Consider the following 22,963-nt stretch of genomic DNA (forward strand, 5'->3'; position numbering starts at 1 on the left):
AGCGCCAGCGCGTGGCCATGGGCCGTGCCATCGTTCGTAACCCGCAGGTCTTCCTCATGGATGAGCCGCTGTCGAACCTCGATGCCAAGCTCCGCGTCCAAACTCGTACTCAGATCGCCGCGCTACAGCGCAAGCTGGGTGTCACAACCGTCTACGTCACCCACGACCAGACTGAGGCCTTGACCATGGGTGACCGCATCGCGGTGCTCAAGGACGGTTACCTCCAGCAAGTTGGTGCCCCGCGCGAGCTCTATGACCGCCCGGCTAATGTCTTTGTTGCCGGCTTTATTGGCTCCCCAGCCATGAACCTTGGCACCTTTACGGTGAAGGATGGGGTGGCAACCTCTGGCCAGGCGCGCATCGCACTCTCCGAGGAAACCCTCGCCGCAATGACGCCGGAGGACAACAACCGGATTACCATCGGCTTCCGCCCAGAAGCCTTGGAGATCATCCCCGAGGGTGAGTCCACTGAGCACTCCATCCCAATTACGTTGAACTTCGTGGAGGAACTCGGTTCCGATTCCTTCCTCTACGGCAAGCTTGTTGGCGATGGCGATCTTGGTTCTTCGGCCGAGGACGTGCCTGAGTCTGGTCAAATCGTCGTCCGCGCGGCTCCGAATACCGCGCCCGCCCCCGGCAGCGTCTTCCACGCCCGTATCGCTGAGGGCGGTCAGCACAACTTCTCAGCATCGACTGGTGTCCGTCTGCCCTAAGACGCCTGTGAAAAGAGGTGACCTGTCATGAAGGAATCCATGAGCATCACCTCCTCGACGTATGCGTCAGCGTTGCTGACGCTTCCGTGGGATACCCCTTTGGAGCACTGGCCCGATGAACTCATCGCCGCGCTGCCGAGGGGTATTTCGCGGCACATCGTTCGCTTTGTGGGTGTCGAGCGAGGCATCGTCGCGGTGAAGGAGATTGGTGTACGCACTGCTCATCATGAGTACAAGATGCTCCGCGAACTCCAGCGCTTAGGGGCGCCTAGCGTCCGTCCGGTTGCGGTAATTACTGGTCGCCATCCCGCGAATGAGGACTACGGCGAGCTCACGGCTGCTTTGGTCACCGAGCACCTGGAATTCTCTCTGCCGTACCGTGAGATCTTTTCCCGACAACTGACAACAGTGGAAGCCGAAAAGCTTATCCGCGCCTTGTCCGTATTGCTCGTGCGCATGCATCTGCTCAGCTTTTACTGGGGCGATGTGTCCCTGTCCAATACGCTATTTCGGCGTGATGCCGAGACGTACTCGGCCTACCTCGTCGACGCCGAAACAGGAGAGTTTCAACCCAATCTGTCAGAATCACGCAGGCTTTACGACGTCGACATTGCCCGCGTAAACATCATCGGCGAGCTCATGGACCTTCAAGCCGGTGACTGTCTAGACGCAGATATCGATGTCATCGCGCTCGGCAGCCTCGTCGAGTCCTCGTATCTCGAGCTCTGGGAGGAACTCACTGCGGAAGAATCCGTGGACGCGAGCGAGTATTGGAAAGTCTCCGAGCGGATTGATCGCCTCAATCAGTTGGGCTTTGATGTTGGCGAGCTCAAGGTCACCAAAGACGATTCCAAGCACACCGTCCGTATCCGGCCTGTTGTGGTGGACCCTGGGCACTACCGCGCGCAGCTCCTCAGTCTCACGGGGTTAAGTGTGGAGGAGCACCAGGCCCAGCGTCTCCTCAGCTCCATTCAGGCCTACCAAGCGGTGGAATGCAGTCCCCATGTCGGCCTTACCCAGGCCGCTCACCGCTGGATGACTCAAGAATACGAACCCACCATTGCCGCTATTCCGGATGACATGCTGGGCAAGCTTGAACCAGCCCAAGTGTTTCACGAGATTACGGATCACCGCTGGTTTCTTTCTCAAGATAGGGGAGAAGCCGTCTCTCTCCCAGAGGCCACCCAGTCTTATCTCGCTACCGTACTGCCATCTCGGCGCGATGAGGCACGCCTGCTGCGAACGGTTTCGCGCAGTTCCGATGCAGAACTCTAACCGTGCGATCAGCGGTTTGTTATAACCGCGAGTGTGCCCTCATTGACGCTGTGGACCAACAGATCTTCCAATGCCAGGGCACAGTTTCTTCATCTTTTAACCAGATGCGAGTCCGTATGCCCCCATAAATGGGGCACTTACGGGCACTTCGGTATGCATATGGTCACAATCGGACGTATTCGTGCAATTCATTTTTGTTTATGTGGATTATCTCACTAAAGTGGGAGTCAGGCTAACTAGTTCATAACTGGATATATCCCGTTAGTTTCGCAACTAGTAGGCGCCGGGTGGCTCTCCTTACTGAGGGCAATGGCCCGGAGATAACCACATACGCAGGGGTCAGCGTTTACTGCACGGCCCTTTAACCCGCGTTTCATCAAGAAAGATGAGGAAACAATGAAGCGTCTCACTCGCATCGCGTCGGTCACCATGGCCTCCATGCTTGCCGCCGCCAGCCTCGTAGCTTGCTCCTCCAGTTCTGCAGACGACGAAGGCGATGTCTACTTCCTGAACTTCAAGCCTGAGCAGGATGCCGCATATCAAGAGATCGCTAAGGCCTATACCGAGGAAACCGGCGTGAAGGTCAAGGTCGTCACCGCCGCCTCCGGCTCCTATGAGCAGACGCTCAAGGCTGAGATTGGTAAAGACGAAGCTCCGACGCTCTTCCAGGTAAATGGCCCAGCAGGTTTCATCACCTGGCAGGACTACATGGCTGACATGTCCGATACTGAGGTGGCAAAGCAGCTTACTGAGGATATTCCGCCTCTCACCACCGAGGACGGCGAAGTACGCGGTGTTCCGTTTGCTGTAGAGGGTTTCGGAATCATCTACAACGACGAGATCTTCGACAAGTACATCGCAACCTCTGGCGCAAAGATCAAGTCCACCGATGAGATCACCAACTACAAGAAGCTCAAGGAAGTTGCCAAGGATATGCAGTCCAAGAAGGACGAGCTCGGCATCGAAGGTGCCTTCGCTTCCACCTCCTTGACCTCTGGTGAAGACTGGCGCTGGCAGACTCACCTGGCTAACGCCCCAATTTGGCAGGAGTATCAGGACAAGAACGTAGAAGACACCAACGAGATTGACTTCTCCTACAACAAGGAGTTCAAGAACCTCTTCGACCTCTACTTGGACAACTCCACTGTGGAGAAGTCCCTCGCTCCATCCAAGACGGTGACTGATTCCATGGCCGAGTTCGCCCAGGGCAAGGCCGCCATGGTCCAGAACGGAAACTGGGCATGGTCCCAGATCTCTGAGACCTCCGGCAACGTCGTGAAGGAAGACAAGATTAAGTTCCTCCCGATGTACATGGGACTTCCGGATGAGGAAAAGTTCGGCCTCAACGTCGGTACCGAGAACTACCTCGGTATCAACTCCGAGGCATCTGAGGCAGACCAGCAGGCTACGAAGGACTTCGTCGACTGGCTGTTTACTTCTGATGCAGGCAAGGAGCACGTGGTCAACGACCTAGGCTTCATCGCGCCATTCGAGTCCTATACCGAGGAAGACACTCCGGACGATCCGCTGGCAAAGCAGGTGGCAGAAGCCATCGCGAACAAGGATCTCACCACGTACCCATGGAACTTCCAGTACTTCCCGTCCCAGCAGTTCAAGGATGACTTTGGCCAGGCACTCTCGCAGTACGCCTCCGGCACCATGAAATGGGAGGATGTTGTTGCTCAGTTCAAGGACAATTGGGCCGCTGAAAAGGAAACCAACTGGGGTTAATTGAGAACTCCTAAGAGGTTTCGGTCTCAGTAAGGGGACGCATCTGTCGGCGTCCCAAGCCCGCTCCCTGAAGTGGGGGCGTGTGCTACCCCTCTCAAGTGCAGTCAACGCAGGGGGAGGGGAAGCAGACGCTCTCACACACCGCGTGTGCGAGCCGCGCACGATTCACTCACACAGTTTCACTGAAATGAAGGTCTCACCACCATGCAAGCAACGCTGAAGAAGTACTTCCCAGTCTTTGTCTTGCCCACCTTACTGGCATTCATGATTGCCTTCTTGGTCCCATTCATCGTGGGTTTCTTCCTGTCCTTCACGAAGTTCACCACGATCACCAACGCCAAGTGGGTGGGCATTGACAACTACGTCAAAGCTTTCTCCGAACGCGAGGGTTTCATCTCAGCCTTCGGTTTCACCGTCCTCGTGGTCATCGTTTCGGTGATCACCGTTAATGTCTTCGCCTTCCTCTTGGCGTGGATGCTGACCCGCAAACTGCGCGGTACCAACTTCTTCCGCACAGTGTTCTTTATGCCTAATCTCATCGGTGGCATCGTGCTGGGCTATACCTGGCAGACGATGATCAATGCGGTCCTCGCGAACTATGCCACCACGATTTCGGCCGACTGGAAGTTTGGCTACGCCGGCCTCATCATGCTGCTCAACTGGCAGCTTATCGGCTACATGATGATTATCTACATCGCCGGCCTGCAGAACGTTCCACCAGAACTCATCGAAGCCGCTGAGCTCGATGGCGTGAACAAGTGGGAAATGCTTCGCCACGTGACCATCCCGATGGTCATGCCATCCATCACCATTTGTCTCTTCCTCACTCTGTCGAATTCCTTCAAACTCTTCGACCAGAACCTAGCACTGACCAACGGTGCGCCTGGCGGACAAACGGAAATGGTGGCACTCAACATCGTCAACACGCTGTTCAACCGAATGAACGTCGAAGGCGTGGGACAGGCCAAGGCCGTCATCTTCGTCGTCGTTGTGGTCGTCATCGCCTACTTCCAGCTGCGTGCGACCCGTTCCAAGGAAATCGAGGCTTAAGTCATGACTACCAGCACATCTGCGCAGGCCGTCCCGGCTACCAAGAAGAAGGAGCACAAGCTACCTTCAGACAATGAAACCCGCATGTCGGGTGGTGCAAAGTTCGTGGTCTATGCCATCCTGGTGTTCTTCACCGTCGTGTTCTTGGGCCCGATCCTCTTCATCTTTATCAACTCCTTCAAGTCGAAGTTCGCGATTTCCTCCGACCCGTTCTCCCTGCCGGTTGGCGAAACTTGGGTGGGCTTTGAGAACTTCATGGTGGGATTGACCAAGCAGGGTTTCCTTGAGGCCACGCTGTGGTCCTTCGTCATCACGATCCTCTCCGTTATCGTTATCGTGTTCTTCTCCGCCATGACGGCGTACTACATCACGCGAGTCAAGACCTGGTGGACTAGCCTGCTGTACTACCTGTTCGTCGTCTCCATGATCATTCCGTTCCAGATGGTCATGTTTCCGACGGTCAAGATTGCTGACATGCTCCATCTCAACAACCCACTTGGAATTGTGGTCCTGTACCTGGGCTTTGGCTCGGGTCTCTCGGTGTTCATGTTTGCAGGTTTCGTGAAATCAATTCCTATCGACGTCGAGGAAGCCGCCATGATCGATGGTTGCGGCCCACTCCAGAATTACTTCCGCGTGGTGTGGCCAATGCTGAAGCCCACCGCAGTGACGGTTGCGATTCTTAATGCCATGTGGGTATGGAACGACTACCTCCTGCCGTACCTGGTCATTGGTTTGTCGACCCGCTACAAGACCATTCCCGTGGTTATCCAGTCCTTCGTAGGCTCCAACGGTAACCGCGATATGGGTGCCATGATGGCCATGCTCGTGCTCGCGATCATTCCGATTGTGATCTTCTACTTCTCGACGCAGAAGCACATCATTGAAGGCGTGGCCGCGGGAGCGGTCAAGGGCTAAGCAATCTCCACGACAACACCTTCATGCCAACAAGCCTCCCGTAATCTTTCGGGAGGCTTGTTCTCTGCCGCCAGCTCCCATCCGATACGTTAGGAAACCATGAACCGCTTGCTAGGGCCCGAATCGAAGTTCTATGCCGTTCTGAGCCTGTTCGCTGACCTCGTCATCGTCAACGTGCTTGTCGTCATCACATGTTTTCCAGTGGTGACCGGTGGAATGTCGCTGCGCACGGCGCACGAGGTCACCGGTCACATGGTTAGGGAGGAAGGGTCGCGTCGTGGTTCCGCATTTGTCCGAAACGTGCTCACCCGTCCATGGACCAACACCGCTTGGTGGCTCATCTGTCTCGCCGCAGTAGGGCTAGCAACATATGAGTTCGCCATCATTGCCAAGGCGGACCTAGGACACATGGGAATCGTTTTACGGGCCGCACTTGTCTCTGGGCTCATCGTACTGAGCTGCATCAGTGTCTGGTTCTTCCATCTAGATGCGCCGAACAGTGGGTTTCGGCGACGCTGTGCAGCAGCCATAACCCACGCCGTAGCGCACTTACCTCGAACACTCCTGGCAATTGCGCCAGGTGTGCTCATGGTTCTCTTTCCGTTCTTTTTCCCGGGACAATGGGGGAGTTACGTCTTCTTCCTCGCCGTGCTCGGCCCGGCTCTCGCCATCTACCTAGCCGAGATTGCGCTGCAGTGGCCAGAGCTCTCGACGCAGGCCGCACGAGACTCCTAAAACAACAATAGGGTAGAGGCACCCACATGGGCCTCTACCCTTCTTCATCACCACACGAAGCTCCGCGCGGTTTAGGACTCGTTTTCTTCCTGTTCCTTCTGCTCCTTAAGCAGACGAGCCGCAGCGCGGCGGCGGGAACGAAGGCTTTCGATGCGTTCCGTCAACAGCTCATCGAGTTCCTCAATGGAGCGGCGCTCACGCAACATGTCCCAGTGGGTACGCGGCGGCTTGGTGGGCTTGGATTCCACGCCTTCACCCTCCACGAGTGTGCCAAGCTTACCGTTCTTGCACATCCACTCCTCAGGGATTTCCGCATCGTCCGCAAATGGCACCTCGTAAATCTCGCCGTCCTCGGTGCGGTACTTCACCATTTGGCGTGGCGCCAAATCGTGATCACGGTCGGTTTCGTAGCTCACAGCGCCCATGCGGCTGCCACGGAGCACGCGATCTGCCATGCAACATCATCCTTTTCAAATAGTGAGGGAGAGTAAGGAGCGACCTTTAACATTTAAAGTTCTTACAGTATAACGAACGGCCTCAAGCCTTTGTTCCCACCCTCAGCTTTATGGGCTAAGGTGTGTGGAGTGATTGGTACACAGGATCGGCAGCCAGGCTCGCCTCGCCGAAAAGGCGCCGCCACCTGCCAATGGTGCGGCAAGGACATCCCGCAAGGCGGGCGTGGTCGACCACGCAAGTTCTGCTCGGCCTCATGTAAGCAGCGTGCATATGAGCAACGCCAGAACGTTGCAGGAACTACCATCCCTGCCGACGCCGTTATCCTCAGCCCAGAAAAGGCAGATCAGCTGCGAGATAGCCTCTTTGAGTTGCGGTGTTGTGCAGAGGATGTGGCGACGGCGGCGTCGGAAAGCGCCAGCGCTGAAGAGATGGATGAGCTGTGTACGGAGCTAGTCACGTTGGCTCGCAAGCTAGAGGAATTGAGATAGAACATGAAATCTGTATTAGGTAACCGCAAGCTGGTCATCAGCGTCTTCGTGATTCTGATTCTCGCCTCAACCGCATTAGCCCTCGGACCTCTCGTGTTCTCCCTGGTGATGGGACGTGGAGTCAAAACTGAACCCATCAATCTAGACCGGGTAAAGGCCGCGTCGACCGAGCTTGACGGCGAGTGGCACGTGACCAAGGGCTCACCCTATAACTTCACATCAGCAGGCTTTACTATCGACGAAATCCTGCCCGCAGACAAACGAACTACGTCTGGCTCAACCAAAGAAGTTACTGGTCAGGCCACTATTTCAGGCTCGGTCGTAGAGGAAGCCACCATCACCGTAGATATGACCTCGCTTACCACCGATAAGAAGGTGCGCGATCAGAACATGAAGACCAAACTGTTTGAGGTCACAAAGTACCCGGAGTCTACGTTTAAGCTGACCGAACCAGCCGATCTTTCCGACGTGCCCGATGATGCCTCACCAGCCACCATTCCACTGACTGGCGATCTCACTATCCATGGCGAAACCAAGAAGGTCACGGCTGATTTCCAGGTCGTGCGCGATGGTGACAGCATCATCCTTGGCGGCGATATCCCGATTAACCGCCTGGACTTCGGTGTGGAGACCCCTGAGATGATTGCCGCCAAAATCTCAGAGGTTGGCACCGTCAACGTCCGTGTGACCCTTCAGAAATAATCTTCTCCGGTCATATCAATCATGAAGTCTCAGTATCTCATTACTGTGTTGTGGATTCGCCTCGCGGTACTCACGGGTTTCGGAATCTTTATCTGGTTCACCGGAACCAAGTGGATGGTGGCAATCTCAGCGATTTTGGTGGCTTTGACCGTCATTCAACTCGTCATAGCTTACCGCCAGCGTTAAAACCGCGTGTTTTCTCCCTACATCCACATACCCCACTTAAAGTCACTTGACGTTATTAGGGAATGTCTCCGGCCTAAGACCGCATGAGGGGGTACAGGCCTGGAGTGAATGTTCACACACCGGCACACCCAACCGAGAGGATTAAGGGACAATCACCATGACCCTCAGCCTAAAAGGCTCATTTTCGCCCTGCAATGCGCCAGCCGCACATCGGCGCAGTTTCGAGACGTCCATATCCGCGTGAAAATCAATGGGCATCACTCCGAATCCAGGCGCGAAGGATGCCAGCAGAACGCCGGCGATACTCAAAGCCATCAGCAGGGCCTTCAACCCGCCTGTCCGATAATGTACATTATGTCAGCATGAATGGATGGCCTACACCCCTGCCGCAGTGATGCCCGCGCAAGGTTCTCCATATCCCCAGACCTCGATCCCGAAACTCCATGCTCGCCTACCCCGCGACTACTTGATCCCCCTTTTGGCGACGCAGCGAGTATGGGGTTTCAGGTCTGGGGCTTTGCCAACGTTGGCCTAGAGCGAAGTGATTCGCGTGGCGCCGATAAGCGCCCAGGTCGAGTTCAGCACCAACCACAGCATTAAAGCCTCCCTAAATCTAAAAGGTCCGGCTCAGAATTGCTTCTGGAGCAAGACTTTCGCGAGTTAGGGAGGCTCGAGCCTTCTCAGGGCTAGCCCACTGCCGGTGTGGCATGTGCTTCAGCCGTCGGCTCCTCATCGAGCGGTTTGCGCCTCACAATGGCCGCGAAGATTGCGCCGGTGACATTAGCCCACACAGCAGCCACTACCCCGGGAAGAGCTGCCTCCGGCGTAAAGAACTGCAACGCCAGTGCTGAGGCCAGGCCGGAGTTCTGCGTGGCGACTTCAATAGCAGTTGTGCGTGCAGCGGACTCGCGCTCGCGGGCAATCTTGGCCAGATAGTAGCCGAAGACAAATCCGATAAGGTTCTGAAGGGCAACGCCCACAAAGACAACTAGACCCACAGTCAGCAGCTTTTCCTGAGACTTCGACACCACGGCCATCACCACGGCACCAATGCCGACAATGGCTACCCAGGGCAATACGGGCAGAACCTTGTCCACAGCCTTGCTGGCCAGAACGCGTAGCAGCAAACCCAAGCCCACCGGGATAAGGACGGTCTGCACCAGTGACCACATCATGCCCTTGCCATCCACATCCGCTGTCTGGCCTGCCAACCACAGCATGAGCAACGGCGTCATGATCGGTGAGACCAACGTGGACACCGAGGTCATAGCAACAGACAAAGCCACATCACCTTTGGCCAAGAAGGCCATGACATTGGAAGCCGTGCCACCTGGGACGGAGCCGAGGAGGATAAGGCCGACGGTGGCGGCGTCGGAAAGCCCGAGCACCTGCGACACCAGCAGCGCGCTCGTGGGCATGATGGCGAACTGACAGAGCACACCCAGGAAGATGGGCATGGGACGTTTCGCCACCAGCGCTAAGTCCGGGATAGTCAGCGTCAAGCCCATGGAGAACATGATGACCATGAGCAGTTGCTTGGTGTACTGGCCTACCGGTTCAAAAGTACTGGGGCTCACAAATGCCACGGCGGCGCAGGCAATGATGACGAGGGGGAAGGCATAGACGGCGATCTTCTCGCCGCGCTCCCCTTCCGTACGTGGGTTTGTCATAGCGTGTCCTTTCCATCAATAATCTCATTCAGTGGGCCAAGTATCCCATATTCCGGACGACACGTAGCCCATTTCGCCCATATTTACTGTCAAGCGATAGATTAGAGGTATGTCAAAGCTCTTCAGCCCCGATACCTCGCGTCTCTCACGCCCTGAGAGAACCACCAGCCAAGCCGACGCCGTGCCGGAACGCTACCGCCACGGCTCCCCTGCCGAACTCGTCGCGGACATGGAAGCCATCGTCGGCAAAGAAAACGTACATGGCCGCTTAAGCGACCTCGTGCGTTTTTCCTCTGATGCCGGCCCCTACCGCTCAATCCCCAACATCGTGGTCTCCCCGCGCAACGCCGCTGACCTTTCGGCGCTTATGGCCTACTGTGACGCGAATGACCGCCATATGACTTTTCGTGCCGCCGGCACGTCCCTCAATGGTCAGGCAATGAGCGATGACATCTTGGTCGACATCAAGACACATTTCTCCGGCATGGAGGTGCGCGAAGGCGGCACCAAACTGTGGTCACGTCCAGGCGTCATTCTGGGCGATGCCCAAGCGGTGCTTTCCCGCCATGGCTTCATGCTGGGCCCGGACCCGGGGTCGACCTCCGTGTGCACCATCGGCGGTGTATTGGCCGATAACTCCGGAGGAATGCGCTGCTCGCTGGAGCGGGATAGCTACCACAGCATCGAAGAACTTGTCTTCGTTCTCCCTTCGGGCACCATCGTCGATACCGCTCGTGGTGATGACGCCTTCCGAAAGCAGGAGCCGAAGCTCCATGCTGACTTGCTGGCCTTCCGCGATAAGTTACGCGCCAATACCGAGATGGTGGAGTTCCTGCGCAACAAGTTCTCCATCCGCAACACCAACGGCCTGCGCATCGATGCATTCCTCGATGAGGACGAGCCGGTACACATTCTCAAGCGCCTCCTCATCGGTTCCGAAGGCATCTTCGGTGCCATTACCGAGTCCGTTATGCGCACGGTGAAGCTACCTCGCGTGAAGGCCACCACCTGGGTCGAGCTACCCAACTTGCGTGATGCCGCCAACTTCGTGCACCCCATTATGGAAACCGGTGCTGAGGCCTGCGAGTTGCTCGTTGCTCCCGTTATGCGCCGCTCGGCAGAGCATTACTCACACGCGCCGGAATCGTGGCGGAACCTCGACGATGACGCGGCAGCTCTTCTGGTAGAGGTCGGCGGCGGCAATGAGGATGAGCTGAACCAAGCCATGGAGCGCCTGCGCGCTGTGCTTGCCGACGCCCCACTGCTCCGTCCCCTCGAATTCCTCACCACCCCAGAGGGCATGCGCGGCGCCTGGGAGCTGCGCAATGGCTTGTATGGTCTGCTCGGCGCTGACCGCCCCAACGGCACGGCCTACATCACCGAGGACGTATGCTTCCCGCCGGCACAGGTAGGCGAAGCCGCGGCTGACCTTATGGATCTGCAAGCCAAGTATGGTTACCCGGAATCCGTCATGGGCCATGCCGCCTTCGGCAACCTGCACTTCTTCTTCACGCCGCGCTTCGACCGCGAGGAAGAACGTAAATCCTATGCCAATTTCCTCGACGACTTGGCGGAGCTGGTCATCGATAAGTACCAAGGCTCAATGAAGGCAGAGCACGGCACCGGTGTGAACATGGCGCCCTTCTTGGAACACGAGTGGGGCACAGAGGCCTTTGAGCTTTTCTGGGAGGTCAAGAACATGATCGACCCGAAGGGCATCCTCGCTCCTGATGTGAAACTTACCCGCGATGAGACCATTCACCTACGCAACTTCAAGTCCTTCCCCAAGGTGGAAGAGGAAATTAACCCTTGCGTGGAATGCGGTTTCTGCGAGCCAGTCTGCCCGTCGCGTCACGCAACGGTTACCCCGCGTCAACGCATTGTGCTGCGTCGCGAAATGGCCCGCCAGGAGGAAGGCTCGGAGGTTCTTGCCCAGCTGCAGAAGGAATATCAGTACGACGCGGTGGATATGTGTGCTGCCGACGGAACGTGCTCCATCCCCTGCCCCATCAGCATTGATACCGGTGCCGTGATGAAGCAGCTGCGTAACCAGCAAGCTACCCCAGCCCGCGAGAAGGTCGCGCTGACCACAGCGCAGCGCTGGGACGTCGTGGAAAAGCTTGCTCGCGCCGGCATCATCTCTGCCAATAAGATTCCGCACAAGCCACTGGAACTAGGTGCGAATATGGCCCGTACCGTCGTGGCACCCGACCTGCTGCCGACAGTTCCAGGCCCGCTGCCGAAAGGCGCCTCCCGGCTTCCAGAGACCCCACGCGAGGGCGCCCAAGCGCTCTACTTCCCTGCCTGCATTAACCGCATCTTCGGCCGCCCGGCAGGAGCCGCGCAGGACTCGGTGGACCTGCCACGCGCAGTCGTCGAGCTCGGTCGCCGTGCCGGCCAACCAGTATGGATTCCAGAGGATGTAGCCGGCGATTGCTGCGGTACACCCTGGTCCTCTAAGGGCTACAAGGAAGGTTTCGAATACCAAGCGCAGAAGATTGTGCGTGACCTGTGGCACTGGTCTGAGCATGGTCGCCTGCCCATCGTGGTTGATGCCGCTAGCTGCACCCACGGCCTGCTGGATTCGGTACCAGACGCTCTGTCCACGGCCGACCGTGAGCTCTGGGAGGACCTGCGCATCCTTGACCTCGTGGAGTGGCTGCGAGATGAAGTCGCACTTCACCTGCCGATTGTCAAGAACATGGGAAGCATTGCCGTACACCCCACGTGCTCAACCGATCACATGGGGATCAGTCAGGACCTCGTCGACTTGGCCAACCTCTGCGGTGACGCCAAGGTTCCCGAGGGCGCGATGTGCTGCGGCTCCGCTGGCGACCGCGTAATGCTCCACCCAGAGCTCGTTGAGTCCGCTACCCGCGAGGAACGCGCCTCACTCGACGCCGAGCGAGTCGACGCGTACGTCTCCGATAACCGCACCTGCGAGATGGGGCTAGAGATGATCGCGGGCAAGACCTATGACTCTATCGCTGTGCTCCTCGAACGCGCCTCTCGACCGGTCGTCACGCCATAGCAAAACGCCGGTGGCGGCACCCACTGTGGGAGCCCCGCCACCGGCGCATCGGATATGGCCGAACCTGTTTAGAGGTAGTCGTAGTTGATTTCGGTATCTGGAGCGAAGAAGACGCAGCCGCCCTTTATCGGGCGCAAGTAGATCGTGTCGCCCTGATCCACATTAATGCCGCGCGGCACCTTTACCGTTATACGGTCACCACGGACCGCAATCACGTCATCCGCGGACTCTTCGCGGCTACCGTAGACATACAGCTCGGAGCCTAGGTGCTCGACGATATCGACCCGGACCGGAAGACCATATTGCTCACCGGGCTGGTTCACGCCGACGATTTCCCAGTTTTCTGGGCGTACACCGACGATGACGCGATCCGATGTCACCTTCGCGGCTTGCTCCTGCGACATGTAGTAGTCCAGAGCATGGTCCTTGCCGCCGACGACACGACCATCGACGAACGGGACGTTTTCAATGAGAGTCATCGCCGGCGAACCAATGAACGTCGCCACAAAAGAGTTTCCGGGGTTCTCATACAAGGTGTTCGGCGCATCGACTTGTTGGATGATGCCGTTTTTGAGGACGCACACGCGGTCCCCCATGGTCATTGCCTCAGTCTGGTCGTGGGTGACGTAGACCGTGGTGGTGTTGAGCTCGCGCTGCAGCTGCAGGATCTGCGCACGTGTGGAAACACGCAGCTTCGCATCCAAGTTGGACAGCGGCTCATCCATGAGGAAGACCTTGGGCTGGCGAACGATAGCGCGTCCCATGGCCACACGCTGACGCTGGCCGCCCGACATTGCGGACGGTTTGCGATCAATAAGGTCTTCCAGCTCCAGCATCTTCGCGGCAAAATTCACGCGCTCTTCGATGGTTGCTTTATCCACTTTGGCGTTTTGCAATGCAAACGCCATGTTCTGACGCGCTGTCATGTTGGGGTACAGCGCATAGGACTGGAACACCATGGCTACATCGCGGTCCCGCGAGCGGGTCTCAGTAACGTCGGCCCCGTCGATGAAGATTTGCCCTTCGTCGATCGGCTCCAGCCCGGCGAGCATACGCAATGTCGTCGACTTGCCGCAGCCTGAAGGTCCGACGAGTACCAGGAACTCACCGTCCTTGATATCGAGGTTAATGCGGCTGACCGCCGGAGGCTTCTTCGGATCGTAGATCCTGGAAGCTTGGCGGAATTCAACAGTAGCCATGATGTCCTTTCAAACGATCCGAAGTGTTACTTGAGCTTCGGGGTGATGTCGCGGTCGATGACGCTCTGGGTCTCCTTCTGCAGGTCACCGAATGCGGACTCCACGTCCTCATTGCCCACAGTGATGCGGTCCAGAACGCCACCGATGCGCTGTCCGCCACCCGGCACGAAGACGCGAGCGTAGTCCTGCGGCTTGGTGTTCTCGTTGAGCTGCTCGATAGCGGTCTGGGCGTTCGGGTTCTCCTCCAAGAACTTCTTCTCTTCCGGATCATCCAGGGCGTCCTTGCGCACCGGCATGTAGCCCGTCTTCTGGGAGAACTTGATGGTGTTCTCGGTGTTGGTCAGGAAGTCAATGAACTTGACCGCGTTGGCCTTACGCTCGTCAGAAATTCCAGCCGGCACGGCCAGACCAGCACCACCGGTGGCTGCCGAAGGACCAGGGCCTGGCAGGTAGGTGGTGATGAACGGAATCGTAGCCGTCTCCTTCAGACCACCCAGCGAACCGGTGGACTCCAGCAGACCGGAGGCCTTGCCGGAACCGAATGCGACGGTCGGGTCAGTGGAGATTTCGATGTGGCCTTCCTTGACCTGGTCCTGCAGGAACTTACCTGCCTCGATGGACTCCTTCGAGGTAAAGTTCGGCTCCCACTCATCAGAGTAAGAACCACCGAAGGCCCAAATCATGCCCTGGAAGTACCAGTCGAGGTAGTTGGAGCCATCCGGAACGGTTACGGCAGGCTTGTCGAGCTTGTCCTTGATCTTGGTGGCCCACTCATCGAACTCTTCCCAGTCCTTCGGGCCACGGTCGGTAGGAAGACCGGCTGCCTTGAGGTCATCGGTGTTCCAGTACATCAGGTTCGTGGAGCGGGAGTACGGTACGCCGTAGTGCTTGTCCTTGTACTTGTAGTCTTCACGCAGGGTATCGACGTAGCTGTCCGAGTCAATGTCGTTCATCTCCCACAGCTCATCGAGCGGTGTGGTGGCCTCATTCAGTGCGAAGTTGAACCAGGTGACGTCGGACGCAACGAGGACGTCAGGCAAGTCGCCACCAGCGAGCGCCGCGTTAAAGCGCTGTGCAACTTCCTCATAGTTGGAACCAGCGGTGACCAGCTCAACCTTGAGGTCCGGGTTTTCCTTCTCGAACTCATCAATGAGCTCTTGCTCCAGGTCGCGGGAGGAACCCGGGTGGTTGGACCAGAAGGTGATGGTGTTGGCGTCGCCGCCATCCTTGGAGCCGCTTCCTGCAGTGGTCGAGCCACCTGCGCAGGCGGTCAGAGACACGGTGGTCAGCAGTGCTGCACAAACGGCAGCGATGCGAGTAGAGGTCTTACGAGACATGGTGGAGGTTCTCCTTGAAAAGTGAAGAGTATGGGGGGACTTGAGTGAGTTGGGCGTTGGGATAGCAGGCGGTCAGACTAACCCTTGACTGCACCCGCAGTCAGGCCCTTGATCATCGGCTTCTGAAGAATAAGGAAGATGATGATCATGGGCAGGGTTGTCAGCACGGTGCCGGCCATCACTGGCGCCCAGTTTGTAACGCCTTCCGCGTCCTGCAAGCGGGTCAGGCCCACCGGCAGCGTGGCTGCAGCCGGTGTATCCGTAATCAGGAAGGGCCACAGGTATTGGTTCCATTCATTGACCACGGTGATGAGGACGAACGCGGACAGCGTTGGCCACGACATCGGCAGGACCACGCGGAACAAGGTGGTAAAGAACCCTGCCCCGTCCATGCGAGCGGCCTCGAGAATTTCCGGGGGCAATGACTGGAAGTGATTGCGCATGAGGAAGGCACCGAACGCCACACCCGCCAGTGGGATGATGACGCCGGCGTAGGTGTCTCTCCAACCCCACGACGCAACCAGCGAGTAGTTGGAAATAATGGTGATCTGGTTGGGCACCATCAGCGAGGCGATGATAAGCAGGAACAGCAGATTGCGGCCGGGGAAGCGAATGAAAGCGAAGGCATAGGCAGTCAGAACGCCGAGGACTACCTCTACCACCGTCAGGATCAGCGTGATGATGACGGAGTTTTTCAGGTAACTCGAGAAGCCAGAGGTCTGCCAGACGTAGGAATAGTTCTCTGCCTTGAAAGGATTAGGCCAGAAGGAAATTGGATCCGAATACACGTCCTGGAAAGACTTGAAGCTGGTGATGAAAATAAAGTACAGCGGCACCATAATCATCAGCACTGTCAGTACCAAGGCGATGTAGCCGATGACCTTCGTCGCTGGATGACTGTGATCAATTGGCTCGCCTTTGCGCTTTCGCTGTGCATCAGTAATAACCGGAGCTGCGAGGGATTGGGAGCCAGGAACGGGCGGAAGTTCGCCTTTGGCTTGCGGAAGACCTACCTGGACGGAAGCCGGAATTGCGCGACTTTCGGACATCTATTTATCCATCCTTTCCTGCAGCTTTATCTGCAGTACCGTAATGACAAGCACGACGAGGAACATGATGGTGGCCACGGCAGCGCCATAACCGGCACGGTTGTTAATGAAGGTCTCCTGGTACACCTGGAAGACCATCGTGGAGGTTCCGTAGCCAAACGGTCCACCACCGGTCATTGCATTGATGATGTCGAAGACCTGGAAGGAATTGAGCAGCACAGTAATCAGCAAGAAGAAGGTGGTGCCGCGAAGCTGCGGCAGGACCACGCGGAAGAAGTGCCGCGCGGCAGGGGTGCCGTCAATCTCCGAGGCCTCATCAAGGTCTCGGCGGCGGCCCTGCAAAGCTGCGAGATAGATGACGAAGACATAGCCGACGTTCTTCCACACGTAGGTCACCGTAATCATGAACAGTGCCCAGTTCTGCTGTTGGTAGAAGTTCGGGACGTCGACCCCGATAAGGCCCAAGAAGTACTGGATGAGGCCGTAGTTAGGATCGAATACGAACTGGAAGGCCACACCAATCGCCGCGCCTGCAATGACGTAGGGCGCGAAAACCATCGAACGCACTGCAGCGCGACCAAACAGTTTCTGGTCCAGCAACAGTGCCAGCGCTAGCCCCAGAACCATCGAACCGGCCACTGCGAAGAAGGTGAACACGACGGTGTTGAACACCACGCGTCCGGTATCTGGGGCTTGGAACCAGTCGATGTAGTTCTGGAGGCCGACAAAGGTCATCGTCGGCGAGGAAATATTCCAGTTAAAGAAAGAGATACGGATGTTATCGACCAGTGGTCGATAGGTGAAAAGAATGAGAAGGAGAAGGTTCGGGCCAATGAGCAATGCCGCGAGGCCGATCTGTCTCCAGTCGAGCTTCTGCTTGCGTGGGTGACGCGCATACTCCTCGGAGACGACCGGCTTCTCGGTGACTGCTGGGATCGCAGTCATGTGCCCGTTTGCCGGGTTGGATATTGCCATGCAGAGAAAGCTAGACCAAGCCGGTTAACAAAAAGTGGATCAAAAGTTTTGGACGGTTAAACAGCTGGAGAATTTCAGGGGTCCAGTCCCCAAAAGTGGCATATACGCGTGGATAACGTCACACATAGCACCACCATGAACATCCCGTCACACGTCACTAAAGGGTAAATGCCGCAACCTCAATAGCTAGACCTTTTAGACTCATGAGCGGAACCAATACAGGCCTAACTTAATGCTAATTAGCTGCGTAAAATCACCTCTAGGGCCAGCTCCGGCAGATCGGTTGCCATGAGCTCTACCCCGCTATCGCGGCACCACGCCATGTCCTTCGGCAGGTTCACCGTCCACACGTAGGTCGGGCAATCAGTGTCAACAAAGAAGTCGGCTTCACTCCGTGCCTGGCGAATGGAAGGCCCGAAACCCGTCGCGCCCTCACGGGACTGAGGAAGCCCCTCTTCCGGCTCTAGGAGCAAAAAGGATTGCAGGGACGGGAGCAGGTTTCGGAACCGGGAAATTGCTTCGGGATTAAAGGAAATGAGGCTAAACCGTGGGTCGGCATCGAGCTGTCGGTTGCGCAAGACCTCCGCTACCGATTCCTCAAGCCGCGCGCCAAATGGGGACGGATGTTTAGTCTCAATGAGTAGCTGCTTGCCGGGATAGGATTCGACGAGGTCGAGCAATTCGTCGAGAAGCATGATGCGTTGCGGATCCTCAGCGGTGCCGACATTAAGTGCGCGCAGCTCCCCCAGCGTCATATCGCCTACTGCACCGCTGCCGTCTGATGTCCTGTCCACCGTCTGGTCGTGGATGACCACGACTTCCCCATCCTTGGTCAGGTTGACGTCGCACTCCACTCCAGCCACATCAAGCTTGAGGGCTTCATCGAAGGAACATTGGGTATTCTCCGGGTACCAGCCGTTATAGCCGCGGTGCGCGATAATTCCAGTGCGGTCTGACATGTTCTTCCTCCGAGCCGCGAGGTGGGTTGTGATGGCGCCGCCCAGTGTAGACCGCGCTAACGGCGCCCGCCGCGGTGGCGATGTGTTGCCACAACGTGGACCGCGTCCAACATGCCTAAGGTAAGCAAAGCCTCACGTAATGCAAACTGGAAGGTCCACAGACGGCGGAACACGTGGTCAAAGCCAGCGGCCGCTGCCTCACGTAGGCGGCCATCGAAGAAACTGCGCTGATAGCGCACGGTTTCCAAATAATGCGTGCCCACGTGGGTCTGCGCAACAATGCGCAGGTTTGAACGCTTATCAAAAAGCTGGTGGGTTTCCTCCAGCGTCGGATAATCCAAGCCTGGCCAAATATAGCCCCGCATAACCTGCACGGCTGATCGTGCTGCCGGGGTCATCTTGGTGGTCGCGAACAACGAGGACAAGCCCACGCGGCCGCCGTTGATAAGAGAGCGGTCAATCACTTGAACGAAGCGAAGGCGCTCCCGCGGGGAGAGGGTCTCCAATTTCTCCACGCTCACGATGGCGTCATACCGCCCGCGCCACTGTTTTGAATCCGGCAGCGTGGTGTCGATTGCTTGCACATGCACCGAATCGGCAGCACCTTCAAGGAGAAGCTGTTCGTCGAAAAGCGCACGCTGCTCCTCATCACCCGTAAGAACATCAACGGTTGCACGACGAGCCACTGCCTGCACCGCCACCTGCAAGCCCGTAGCCGGATAAACCAGAAGGTGGGTACCGGCACCAGTATGGGTAGCGTCAAGGAGCCACTGCGCCGCTCGACGCTGCGCATCCCCCAAGTCCTCACGGTCCGTTGACGTCGGCTCGCTCACCGTCGTCACGTCGACGAAATGCTCCTTCGGCTCTTTGCGGCCTGCATGCGCGCTATAGCTGCGCACTGCTTCGCGCACCGTAGTCGGCACGCCGCTGGCAAAAATGCCGCCAGAGTGACTCAAAGAATCACCGGCATAGAGCTTCACCACATCGAGGGGCAACTCCCCCGGCGTGGATTCTTCCACTGTCACGTCCTTTGCCTTTGGGCGGTATCCTACCCCCAGCAAGCGCAACAGCACCTTGACCAAGCGCTCGGAATCCGGAGTTGTCCATTCTCCCGCCATGTAGGATTCCGCCAGGCCGAGCCAGCCGGAATCGGCGATGCGGGAGAAGAGGGCGTCGTGAAGCACAGCAATATCGGGATCGCTACCTTCTAATTCGACCCCCGCCTTGGCACAGGCCTGCGCAAACTCTGATTCTGCACGCCTAGCATTAAAACGCAACAGACGCGAGGACGGCACTGAGGCCACTCCTGGCCAGGCCTCAGCATCGATCGAAGCCAAGTGGGAATACACGCTTAAGCCAGCCTCCTCATCGCACACACGTCGCGATAAGAATAAAGCGCCCCCGCCCACAAAGGGTGGAGGCGCGGCCCAAAAAGCCAGTTAATCCCCCAAATAGTATGCATGTACGGCTAGAAGGGTTTAGACTAGCTCGCGTAAAAATTTCTAGCTTTCTGAGGAAGGTACACAATCGCTATGGCGCACACTCCCCACCGTCCAGCTAACGGCCGTCACCACGTCGTTGTTATCGGTGCAGGCTTCGGCGGCATCAACACCGTGAAGAAGCTCAAGGACGCAGACGTTGAGATCACCCTCATCGACAAGAAGAACCACCACCTCTTCCAGCCGATGCTCTACCAAGTAGCAACCGGTGTTATTTCTGCCGGTGAGATCGCTCCGTCCACGCGCCAGATTCTGCGCAACCAGGACAATGCTCACTTCGTCAACGCTGAGGTCACTGACATCAACATCAAGGACCAGACCGTTACCGCTGAGCTCGATGGCGCAACCCGCACCTATGAGTACGATTCCCTCGTCGTCGCTGCCGGTGCTGGCCAGTCCTACTTCGGAAACGACCACTTTGCCCAGTACGCGCCGGGCATGAAGACGCTGGATGATGCCCTCGAGATTCGCTCCCGCATCATTTCGGCTTTTGAGAAGGCAGAGCTCGAAGAAGATCCTGCCGAGCGCGAGAAGCTGCTCACCTTTGTCATCGTGGGTGCCGGCCCGACTGGTGTGGAGCTCACCGGCCAGATTGCAGAATTGGCACAGCGTACCTTCGCCGGCGCTTACTCCAACTTCGGTTCCACCTCCGCCAAGATCTACCTGCTCGATGGTGCCCCGCAGGTTCTGCCGCCGTTTGGCAAGCGCCTTGGCCGCAAGGCACAGCGCGTCTTGGAGAAGCTGGGCGTGGACGTCCGCCTCAACGCCATGGTGACCGACGTGACCGCGGATGCCGTGACCTACAAGAACATGAAGACTGAAGAAGAAGTCACCATCGAGGCTGCCACCAAGATCTGGTCCGCCGGTGTGGCTGCATCCCCGCTGGGCAAGCTCATCGCAGACCAGGCCGGTGTCGAGGCTGACCGCGCTGGCCGCGTTGCTGTCAACGAGGACCTCACCGTGGGCAAGTACAAGAACGTCTACATCGTTGGTGACATGATTTCCCTCAACCGTCTGCCGGGTGTGGCTCAGGTAGCCATCCAGGGCGGTATCCACGTGGGCAAGCTCATCGAGGCCAAGATTGATGAGGAGTCCACCGCGAACGAGTCTGAGGCATTCGACTACTTCGACAAGGGCTCCATGGCGGTTATCTCTCGTTTCAACGCCGTGGTCAAACTGGGCAAGACCGAGTTTGCCGGCTTCCCGGCATGGCTGTCCTGGCTGGGCCTGCACATCGCGTACATCGTGGGCTTCCGCAGCCGCGTACTCGTGGCGCTGCACTGGCTGCTCAACGCTGTTTCGCGTGACCGCGGCAACCTGGAGATTACCCAGCAGCAGCGCATTGCCCGCAATGTGATTGATCGCGACCTTCACTAAAGAACATCGCGCCACCGTGGGAGAGGAATTAATCCTCTCCCCTTTTTCATTCCCAGATACGGTGGGAAGTGATTCCAGTTCCCAGCCTGAAGGAGAGCCATCATGCCCCTGCCTCGAGTTCTTAGCATCGCCGGTACCGATCCCACAGGCGGCGCAGGTATCCACGCGGATTTGAAGTCCTTCGAGGCTGCCGGCGCCTACGGAATGGCTGTAGTCACAGCGCTGGTAGCACAAAATACGCAGGGCGTGCGCAGTATCCACACCCCTCCGGTCAGTTTCCTTCAGGAACAGTTGGATTGTGTGAAGGACGATGTGCTTATCGACGCCATCAAGATCGGCATGCTCGGCTCCATCGCCATCACCGAAACGGTCAGCGATTTCGTGTCCTCGCTGCCGGATGGGGTTCCGGTCGTGTGCGACCCAGTCATGATTGCCTCTAGTGGGGATCGCCTCCTAGAGCCAGCGGCAGAACGCGCGGTACGAGAGCTCGCGCGACGCGCCACCGTCGTCACACCAAACCTCCCAGAACTTGCAGTCCTTGCAGGTGTGGAGGAACCGCGCACGCTGGAAGAGGCGATTGCGGTGGCGAGCGAATGGGCGACCACGAATGGCACATGGGTCGTGGTTAAAGGCGGACACCTCGACGGCAAGCACGCCGACAATGCCACGGTAAGCCCCGACGGCCAGGTCACCCGAGTCCCATGCCCGCGCGTAGAAACAAAGAACACGCACGGCACGGGATGCTCCCTTTCATCCGCACTGGCAGCGCGCTTAGGTGCGGGCGACGCGCTTGACGCCGCCCTTCAGTGGGCCACGGAGTGGCTCCACGAAGCCATCGTGCATGCCGATGAGCTTCACGTCGGCCACGGCCATGGCCCTATCGACCATGGACACCGCATGCGCCGCCTCGCTTTATCCGAGTAAGTCCGCGCCGGGGCGAGTCAGCACCGCGACGAGAAACGTCGAATTGTCCTTGAACACCTTCATGTCCCATGAAGAAAAGGTGAAATCCACGCGGTAACCTACCGCTCTGGCCAGTGCAAGAAACTCTTCGAAGCCCCAGCCACGTCCCTCACCAAAGCCAACAACGAAACGCCCGCCTGGGCGCAGAGCATCAAAAATGCTACGCAGAGCCGCTTCCCTACCTTCAGGGGCAATGAACGTCATGACATTGCCCGCTGCCACGGCGATGTCGAAATCACCTTCCGGGATCTCGTCTTCGGAGAGGTCCCCCACCTCCCAGCGAGCCTCCGGATAGTCGTGTTCGGCATGCTCGATAAGTATGGGGTCGACGTCCACGCCCACGACAGTGTGCCCCCGCTTAGCCAGCTCACCACCGAGGCGGCCGGAGCCGCAGCCAGCGTCGAGGACGCGGGAGTTTCGCTCCACCATGGCATCGATCAACCGGGCTTCCCCGTCGATATCCTTGCCCTGGGCTCGAAGCGTCTTCCATTTCCGTGCAAAATTGTGGGAATGTGCCGGATTAGCTGCGGTAACTTCTTTCCAGGTAGGCATAAAAGCAATTATATGCCCTTTCACGGTGTAAGCTTTAGCCGCTCAGATAAAACTCGCCGGGGGAAGCTTGCCTCCCAGGCTTACATCTCGCGAAGGAG

General features: G+C 57.6%; 21 protein-coding genes. 12 read left to right on the forward strand and 9 right to left on the reverse strand.

The window, feature by feature from the left end; all coding sequences use genetic code 11:
- The 6 genes from HMPREF2875_RS06225 to HMPREF2875_RS06250 all read left to right on the forward strand — a co-directional run.
- Positions 1 to 713 (forward strand): ABC transporter ATP-binding protein (locus HMPREF2875_RS06225; RefSeq protein ID WP_070671285.1); only part of this gene is annotated, 713 nt, incomplete at its 5' end.
- Between the two features lie 27 nt (positions 714 to 740).
- A complete protein-coding gene (locus HMPREF2875_RS06230; protein ID WP_070671287.1) occupies positions 741 to 1,988 on the forward strand; it encodes a DUF4032 domain-containing protein in 1,248 nt (415 codons plus the stop codon).
- A gap of 396 nt (positions 1,989 to 2,384) precedes the next feature.
- Entirely contained in the window at positions 2,385 to 3,719 is a 1,335-nt protein-coding gene (locus HMPREF2875_RS06235) for an ABC transporter substrate-binding protein (RefSeq protein WP_070671289.1), read from the forward strand.
- A gap of 204 nt (positions 3,720 to 3,923) precedes the next feature.
- On the forward strand, positions 3,924 to 4,769 hold the full coding sequence (locus HMPREF2875_RS06240; RefSeq protein WP_039675386.1) for a carbohydrate ABC transporter permease: 846 nt from the start codon (positions 3,924 to 3,926) through the stop codon (positions 4,767 to 4,769).
- A gap of 3 nt (positions 4,770 to 4,772) precedes the next feature.
- Positions 4,773 to 5,687, forward strand: a complete 915-nt coding sequence (locus HMPREF2875_RS06245) for a carbohydrate ABC transporter permease (RefSeq protein ID WP_070671290.1) — start codon at positions 4,773 to 4,775, stop codon at positions 5,685 to 5,687.
- Between the two features lie 99 nt (positions 5,688 to 5,786).
- Positions 5,787 to 6,422, forward strand: a complete 636-nt coding sequence (locus HMPREF2875_RS06250; RefSeq protein WP_070671292.1) for a MusI family membrane protein — start codon at positions 5,787 to 5,789, stop codon at positions 6,420 to 6,422.
- Positions 6,423 to 6,493: 71 nt separating this feature from the next.
- Here HMPREF2875_RS06250 and HMPREF2875_RS06255 read toward each other — a convergent pair whose 3' ends face one another.
- Entirely contained in the window at positions 6,494 to 6,877 is a 384-nt protein-coding gene (locus tag HMPREF2875_RS06255) for an RNA polymerase-binding protein RbpA (protein WP_070671294.1), read from the reverse strand.
- Between the two features lie 129 nt (positions 6,878 to 7,006).
- Between HMPREF2875_RS06255 and HMPREF2875_RS06260 the strand changes: the two genes are divergently transcribed.
- Genes HMPREF2875_RS06260 through HMPREF2875_RS13700 form a run of 3 tightly spaced genes read left to right on the forward strand, consistent with a single transcriptional unit; the run spans position 7,007 to position 8,254 of the window.
- Positions 7,007 to 7,366 (forward strand): hypothetical protein, encoded by a 360-nt coding sequence (locus tag HMPREF2875_RS06260; protein WP_070671297.1) that lies wholly within the window; start codon positions 7,007 to 7,009, stop codon positions 7,364 to 7,366.
- Between the two features lie 3 nt (positions 7,367 to 7,369).
- Positions 7,370 to 8,068, forward strand: a complete 699-nt coding sequence (locus tag HMPREF2875_RS06265; RefSeq protein WP_070671299.1) for a YceI family protein — start codon at positions 7,370 to 7,372, stop codon at positions 8,066 to 8,068.
- Positions 8,069 to 8,089: 21 nt separating this feature from the next.
- A complete protein-coding gene (locus HMPREF2875_RS13700; protein ID WP_168165568.1) occupies positions 8,090 to 8,254 on the forward strand; it encodes a hypothetical protein in 165 nt (54 codons plus the stop codon).
- Between the two features lie 686 nt (positions 8,255 to 8,940).
- Here the strand turns inward: HMPREF2875_RS13700 and HMPREF2875_RS06270 are convergent.
- The gene (locus HMPREF2875_RS06270) at positions 8,941 to 9,924 is read right to left on the reverse strand and encodes a bile acid:sodium symporter family protein (RefSeq protein WP_070671301.1); all 984 of its coding nucleotides are present in this window, start codon (positions 9,922 to 9,924) and stop codon (positions 8,941 to 8,943) included.
- 109 nt (positions 9,925 to 10,033) lie between these two features.
- On the opposite strand from HMPREF2875_RS06270, the gene HMPREF2875_RS06275 reads away from it, so the two are divergent.
- Complete coding sequence (locus HMPREF2875_RS06275) at positions 10,034 to 12,955, forward strand: FAD-binding and (Fe-S)-binding domain-containing protein (protein ID WP_070671303.1); 2,922 nt, start codon at positions 10,034 to 10,036, stop codon at positions 12,953 to 12,955.
- Positions 12,956 to 13,023: 68 nt separating this feature from the next.
- Here HMPREF2875_RS06275 and HMPREF2875_RS06280 read toward each other — a convergent pair whose 3' ends face one another.
- The 6 genes from HMPREF2875_RS06280 to HMPREF2875_RS06305 all read right to left on the reverse strand — a co-directional run bounded on the left by HMPREF2875_RS06280 (position 13,024) and on the right by HMPREF2875_RS06305 (position 19,823).
- Positions 13,024 to 14,154, reverse strand: a complete 1,131-nt coding sequence (locus tag HMPREF2875_RS06280) for an ABC transporter ATP-binding protein (protein WP_070671305.1) — start codon at positions 14,152 to 14,154, stop codon at positions 13,024 to 13,026.
- Between the two features lie 26 nt (positions 14,155 to 14,180).
- A complete protein-coding gene (locus HMPREF2875_RS06285) occupies positions 14,181 to 15,491 on the reverse strand; it encodes an ABC transporter substrate-binding protein (RefSeq protein ID WP_070671307.1) in 1,311 nt (436 codons plus the stop codon).
- Positions 15,492 to 15,568: 77 nt separating this feature from the next.
- Positions 15,569 to 16,540 carry a carbohydrate ABC transporter permease gene (locus HMPREF2875_RS06290; protein ID WP_070671309.1) on the reverse strand — a complete coding sequence of 324 codons (972 nt, stop codon included), beginning with the start codon at positions 16,538 to 16,540 and terminating at the stop codon, positions 15,569 to 15,571.
- A complete protein-coding gene (locus HMPREF2875_RS06295) occupies positions 16,541 to 17,515 on the reverse strand; it encodes a carbohydrate ABC transporter permease (protein ID WP_231913846.1) in 975 nt (324 codons plus the stop codon).
- A gap of 239 nt (positions 17,516 to 17,754) precedes the next feature.
- Positions 17,755 to 18,474: a glycerophosphodiester phosphodiesterase gene (locus HMPREF2875_RS06300; protein WP_070671310.1), complete on the reverse strand. Its 720-nt coding sequence runs from the start codon at positions 18,472 to 18,474 to the stop codon at positions 17,755 to 17,757.
- A 56-nt stretch (positions 18,475 to 18,530) separates the two neighbouring features.
- Entirely contained in the window at positions 18,531 to 19,823 is a 1,293-nt protein-coding gene (locus tag HMPREF2875_RS06305) for a class I SAM-dependent methyltransferase (protein WP_070671312.1), read from the reverse strand.
- A 183-nt stretch (positions 19,824 to 20,006) separates the two neighbouring features.
- Between HMPREF2875_RS06305 and HMPREF2875_RS06310 the strand changes: the two genes are divergently transcribed.
- Positions 20,007 to 21,350, forward strand: a complete 1,344-nt coding sequence (locus HMPREF2875_RS06310) for an NAD(P)/FAD-dependent oxidoreductase (RefSeq protein ID WP_070671313.1) — start codon at positions 20,007 to 20,009, stop codon at positions 21,348 to 21,350.
- Between the two features lie 102 nt (positions 21,351 to 21,452).
- Positions 21,453 to 22,274 carry a bifunctional hydroxymethylpyrimidine kinase/phosphomethylpyrimidine kinase gene (gene thiD, locus HMPREF2875_RS06315; RefSeq protein ID WP_070671315.1) on the forward strand — a complete coding sequence of 274 codons (822 nt, stop codon included), beginning with the start codon at positions 21,453 to 21,455 and terminating at the stop codon, positions 22,272 to 22,274.
- Here thiD and HMPREF2875_RS06320 read toward each other — a convergent pair.
- The gene (locus HMPREF2875_RS06320; protein WP_070671317.1) at positions 22,263 to 22,865 is read right to left on the reverse strand and encodes a class I SAM-dependent methyltransferase; all 603 of its coding nucleotides are present in this window, start codon (positions 22,863 to 22,865) and stop codon (positions 22,263 to 22,265) included. The two genes, thiD and HMPREF2875_RS06320, sit on opposite strands and share 12 nt — an antisense overlap.
- Positions 22,866 to 22,963 lie beyond the last annotated feature (98 nt).

Origin of the sequence: Corynebacterium sp. HMSC078H07, assembly GCF_001812805.1 — a bacterium.
Classification (GTDB): domain Bacteria; phylum Actinomycetota; class Actinomycetes; order Mycobacteriales; family Mycobacteriaceae; genus Corynebacterium.

Bases quoted from the DNA above. Each gene is read 5' to 3' on its own strand.
- HMPREF2875_RS06230 (WP_070671287.1), top strand. From the start codon at position 741: ATGAAGGAATCCATGAGCATCACCTCCTCGACGTATGCGTCAGCGTTG.
- HMPREF2875_RS06235 (WP_070671289.1), top strand. From the start codon at position 2,385: ATGAAGCGTCTCACTCGCATCGCGTCGGTCACCATGGCCTCCATGCTT.
- HMPREF2875_RS06240 (WP_039675386.1), top strand. From the start codon at position 3,924: ATGCAAGCAACGCTGAAGAAGTACTTCCCAGTCTTTGTCTTGCCCACC.
- HMPREF2875_RS06245 (WP_070671290.1), top strand. From the start codon at position 4,773: ATGACTACCAGCACATCTGCGCAGGCCGTCCCGGCTACCAAGAAGAAG.
- HMPREF2875_RS06250 (WP_070671292.1), top strand. From the start codon at position 5,787: ATGAACCGCTTGCTAGGGCCCGAATCGAAGTTCTATGCCGTTCTGAGC.
- HMPREF2875_RS06255 (WP_070671294.1), bottom strand. From the start codon at position 6,877: ATGGCAGATCGCGTGCTCCGTGGCAGCCGCATGGGCGCTGTGAGCTAC.
- HMPREF2875_RS06265 (WP_070671299.1), top strand. From the start codon at position 7,370: ATGAAATCTGTATTAGGTAACCGCAAGCTGGTCATCAGCGTCTTCGTG.
- HMPREF2875_RS13700 (WP_168165568.1), top strand. From the start codon at position 8,090: ATGAAGTCTCAGTATCTCATTACTGTGTTGTGGATTCGCCTCGCGGTA.
- HMPREF2875_RS06270 (WP_070671301.1), bottom strand. From the start codon at position 9,924: ATGACAAACCCACGTACGGAAGGGGAGCGCGGCGAGAAGATCGCCGTC.
- HMPREF2875_RS06275 (WP_070671303.1), top strand. From the start codon at position 10,034: ATGTCAAAGCTCTTCAGCCCCGATACCTCGCGTCTCTCACGCCCTGAG.
- HMPREF2875_RS06280 (WP_070671305.1), bottom strand. From the start codon at position 14,154: ATGGCTACTGTTGAATTCCGCCAAGCTTCCAGGATCTACGATCCGAAG.
- HMPREF2875_RS06285 (WP_070671307.1), bottom strand. From the start codon at position 15,491: ATGTCTCGTAAGACCTCTACTCGCATCGCTGCCGTTTGTGCAGCACTG.
- HMPREF2875_RS06290 (WP_070671309.1), bottom strand. From the start codon at position 16,540: ATGTCCGAAAGTCGCGCAATTCCGGCTTCCGTCCAGGTAGGTCTTCCG.
- HMPREF2875_RS06295 (WP_231913846.1), bottom strand. From the start codon at position 17,515: ATGGCAATATCCAACCCGGCAAACGGGCACATGACTGCGATCCCAGCA.
- HMPREF2875_RS06300 (WP_070671310.1), bottom strand. From the start codon at position 18,474: ATGTCAGACCGCACTGGAATTATCGCGCACCGCGGCTATAACGGCTGG.
- HMPREF2875_RS06310 (WP_070671313.1), top strand. From the start codon at position 20,007: ATGGCGCACACTCCCCACCGTCCAGCTAACGGCCGTCACCACGTCGTT.
- thiD (WP_070671315.1), top strand. From the start codon at position 21,453: ATGCCCCTGCCTCGAGTTCTTAGCATCGCCGGTACCGATCCCACAGGC.
- HMPREF2875_RS06320 (WP_070671317.1), bottom strand. From the start codon at position 22,865: ATGCCTACCTGGAAAGAAGTTACCGCAGCTAATCCGGCACATTCCCAC.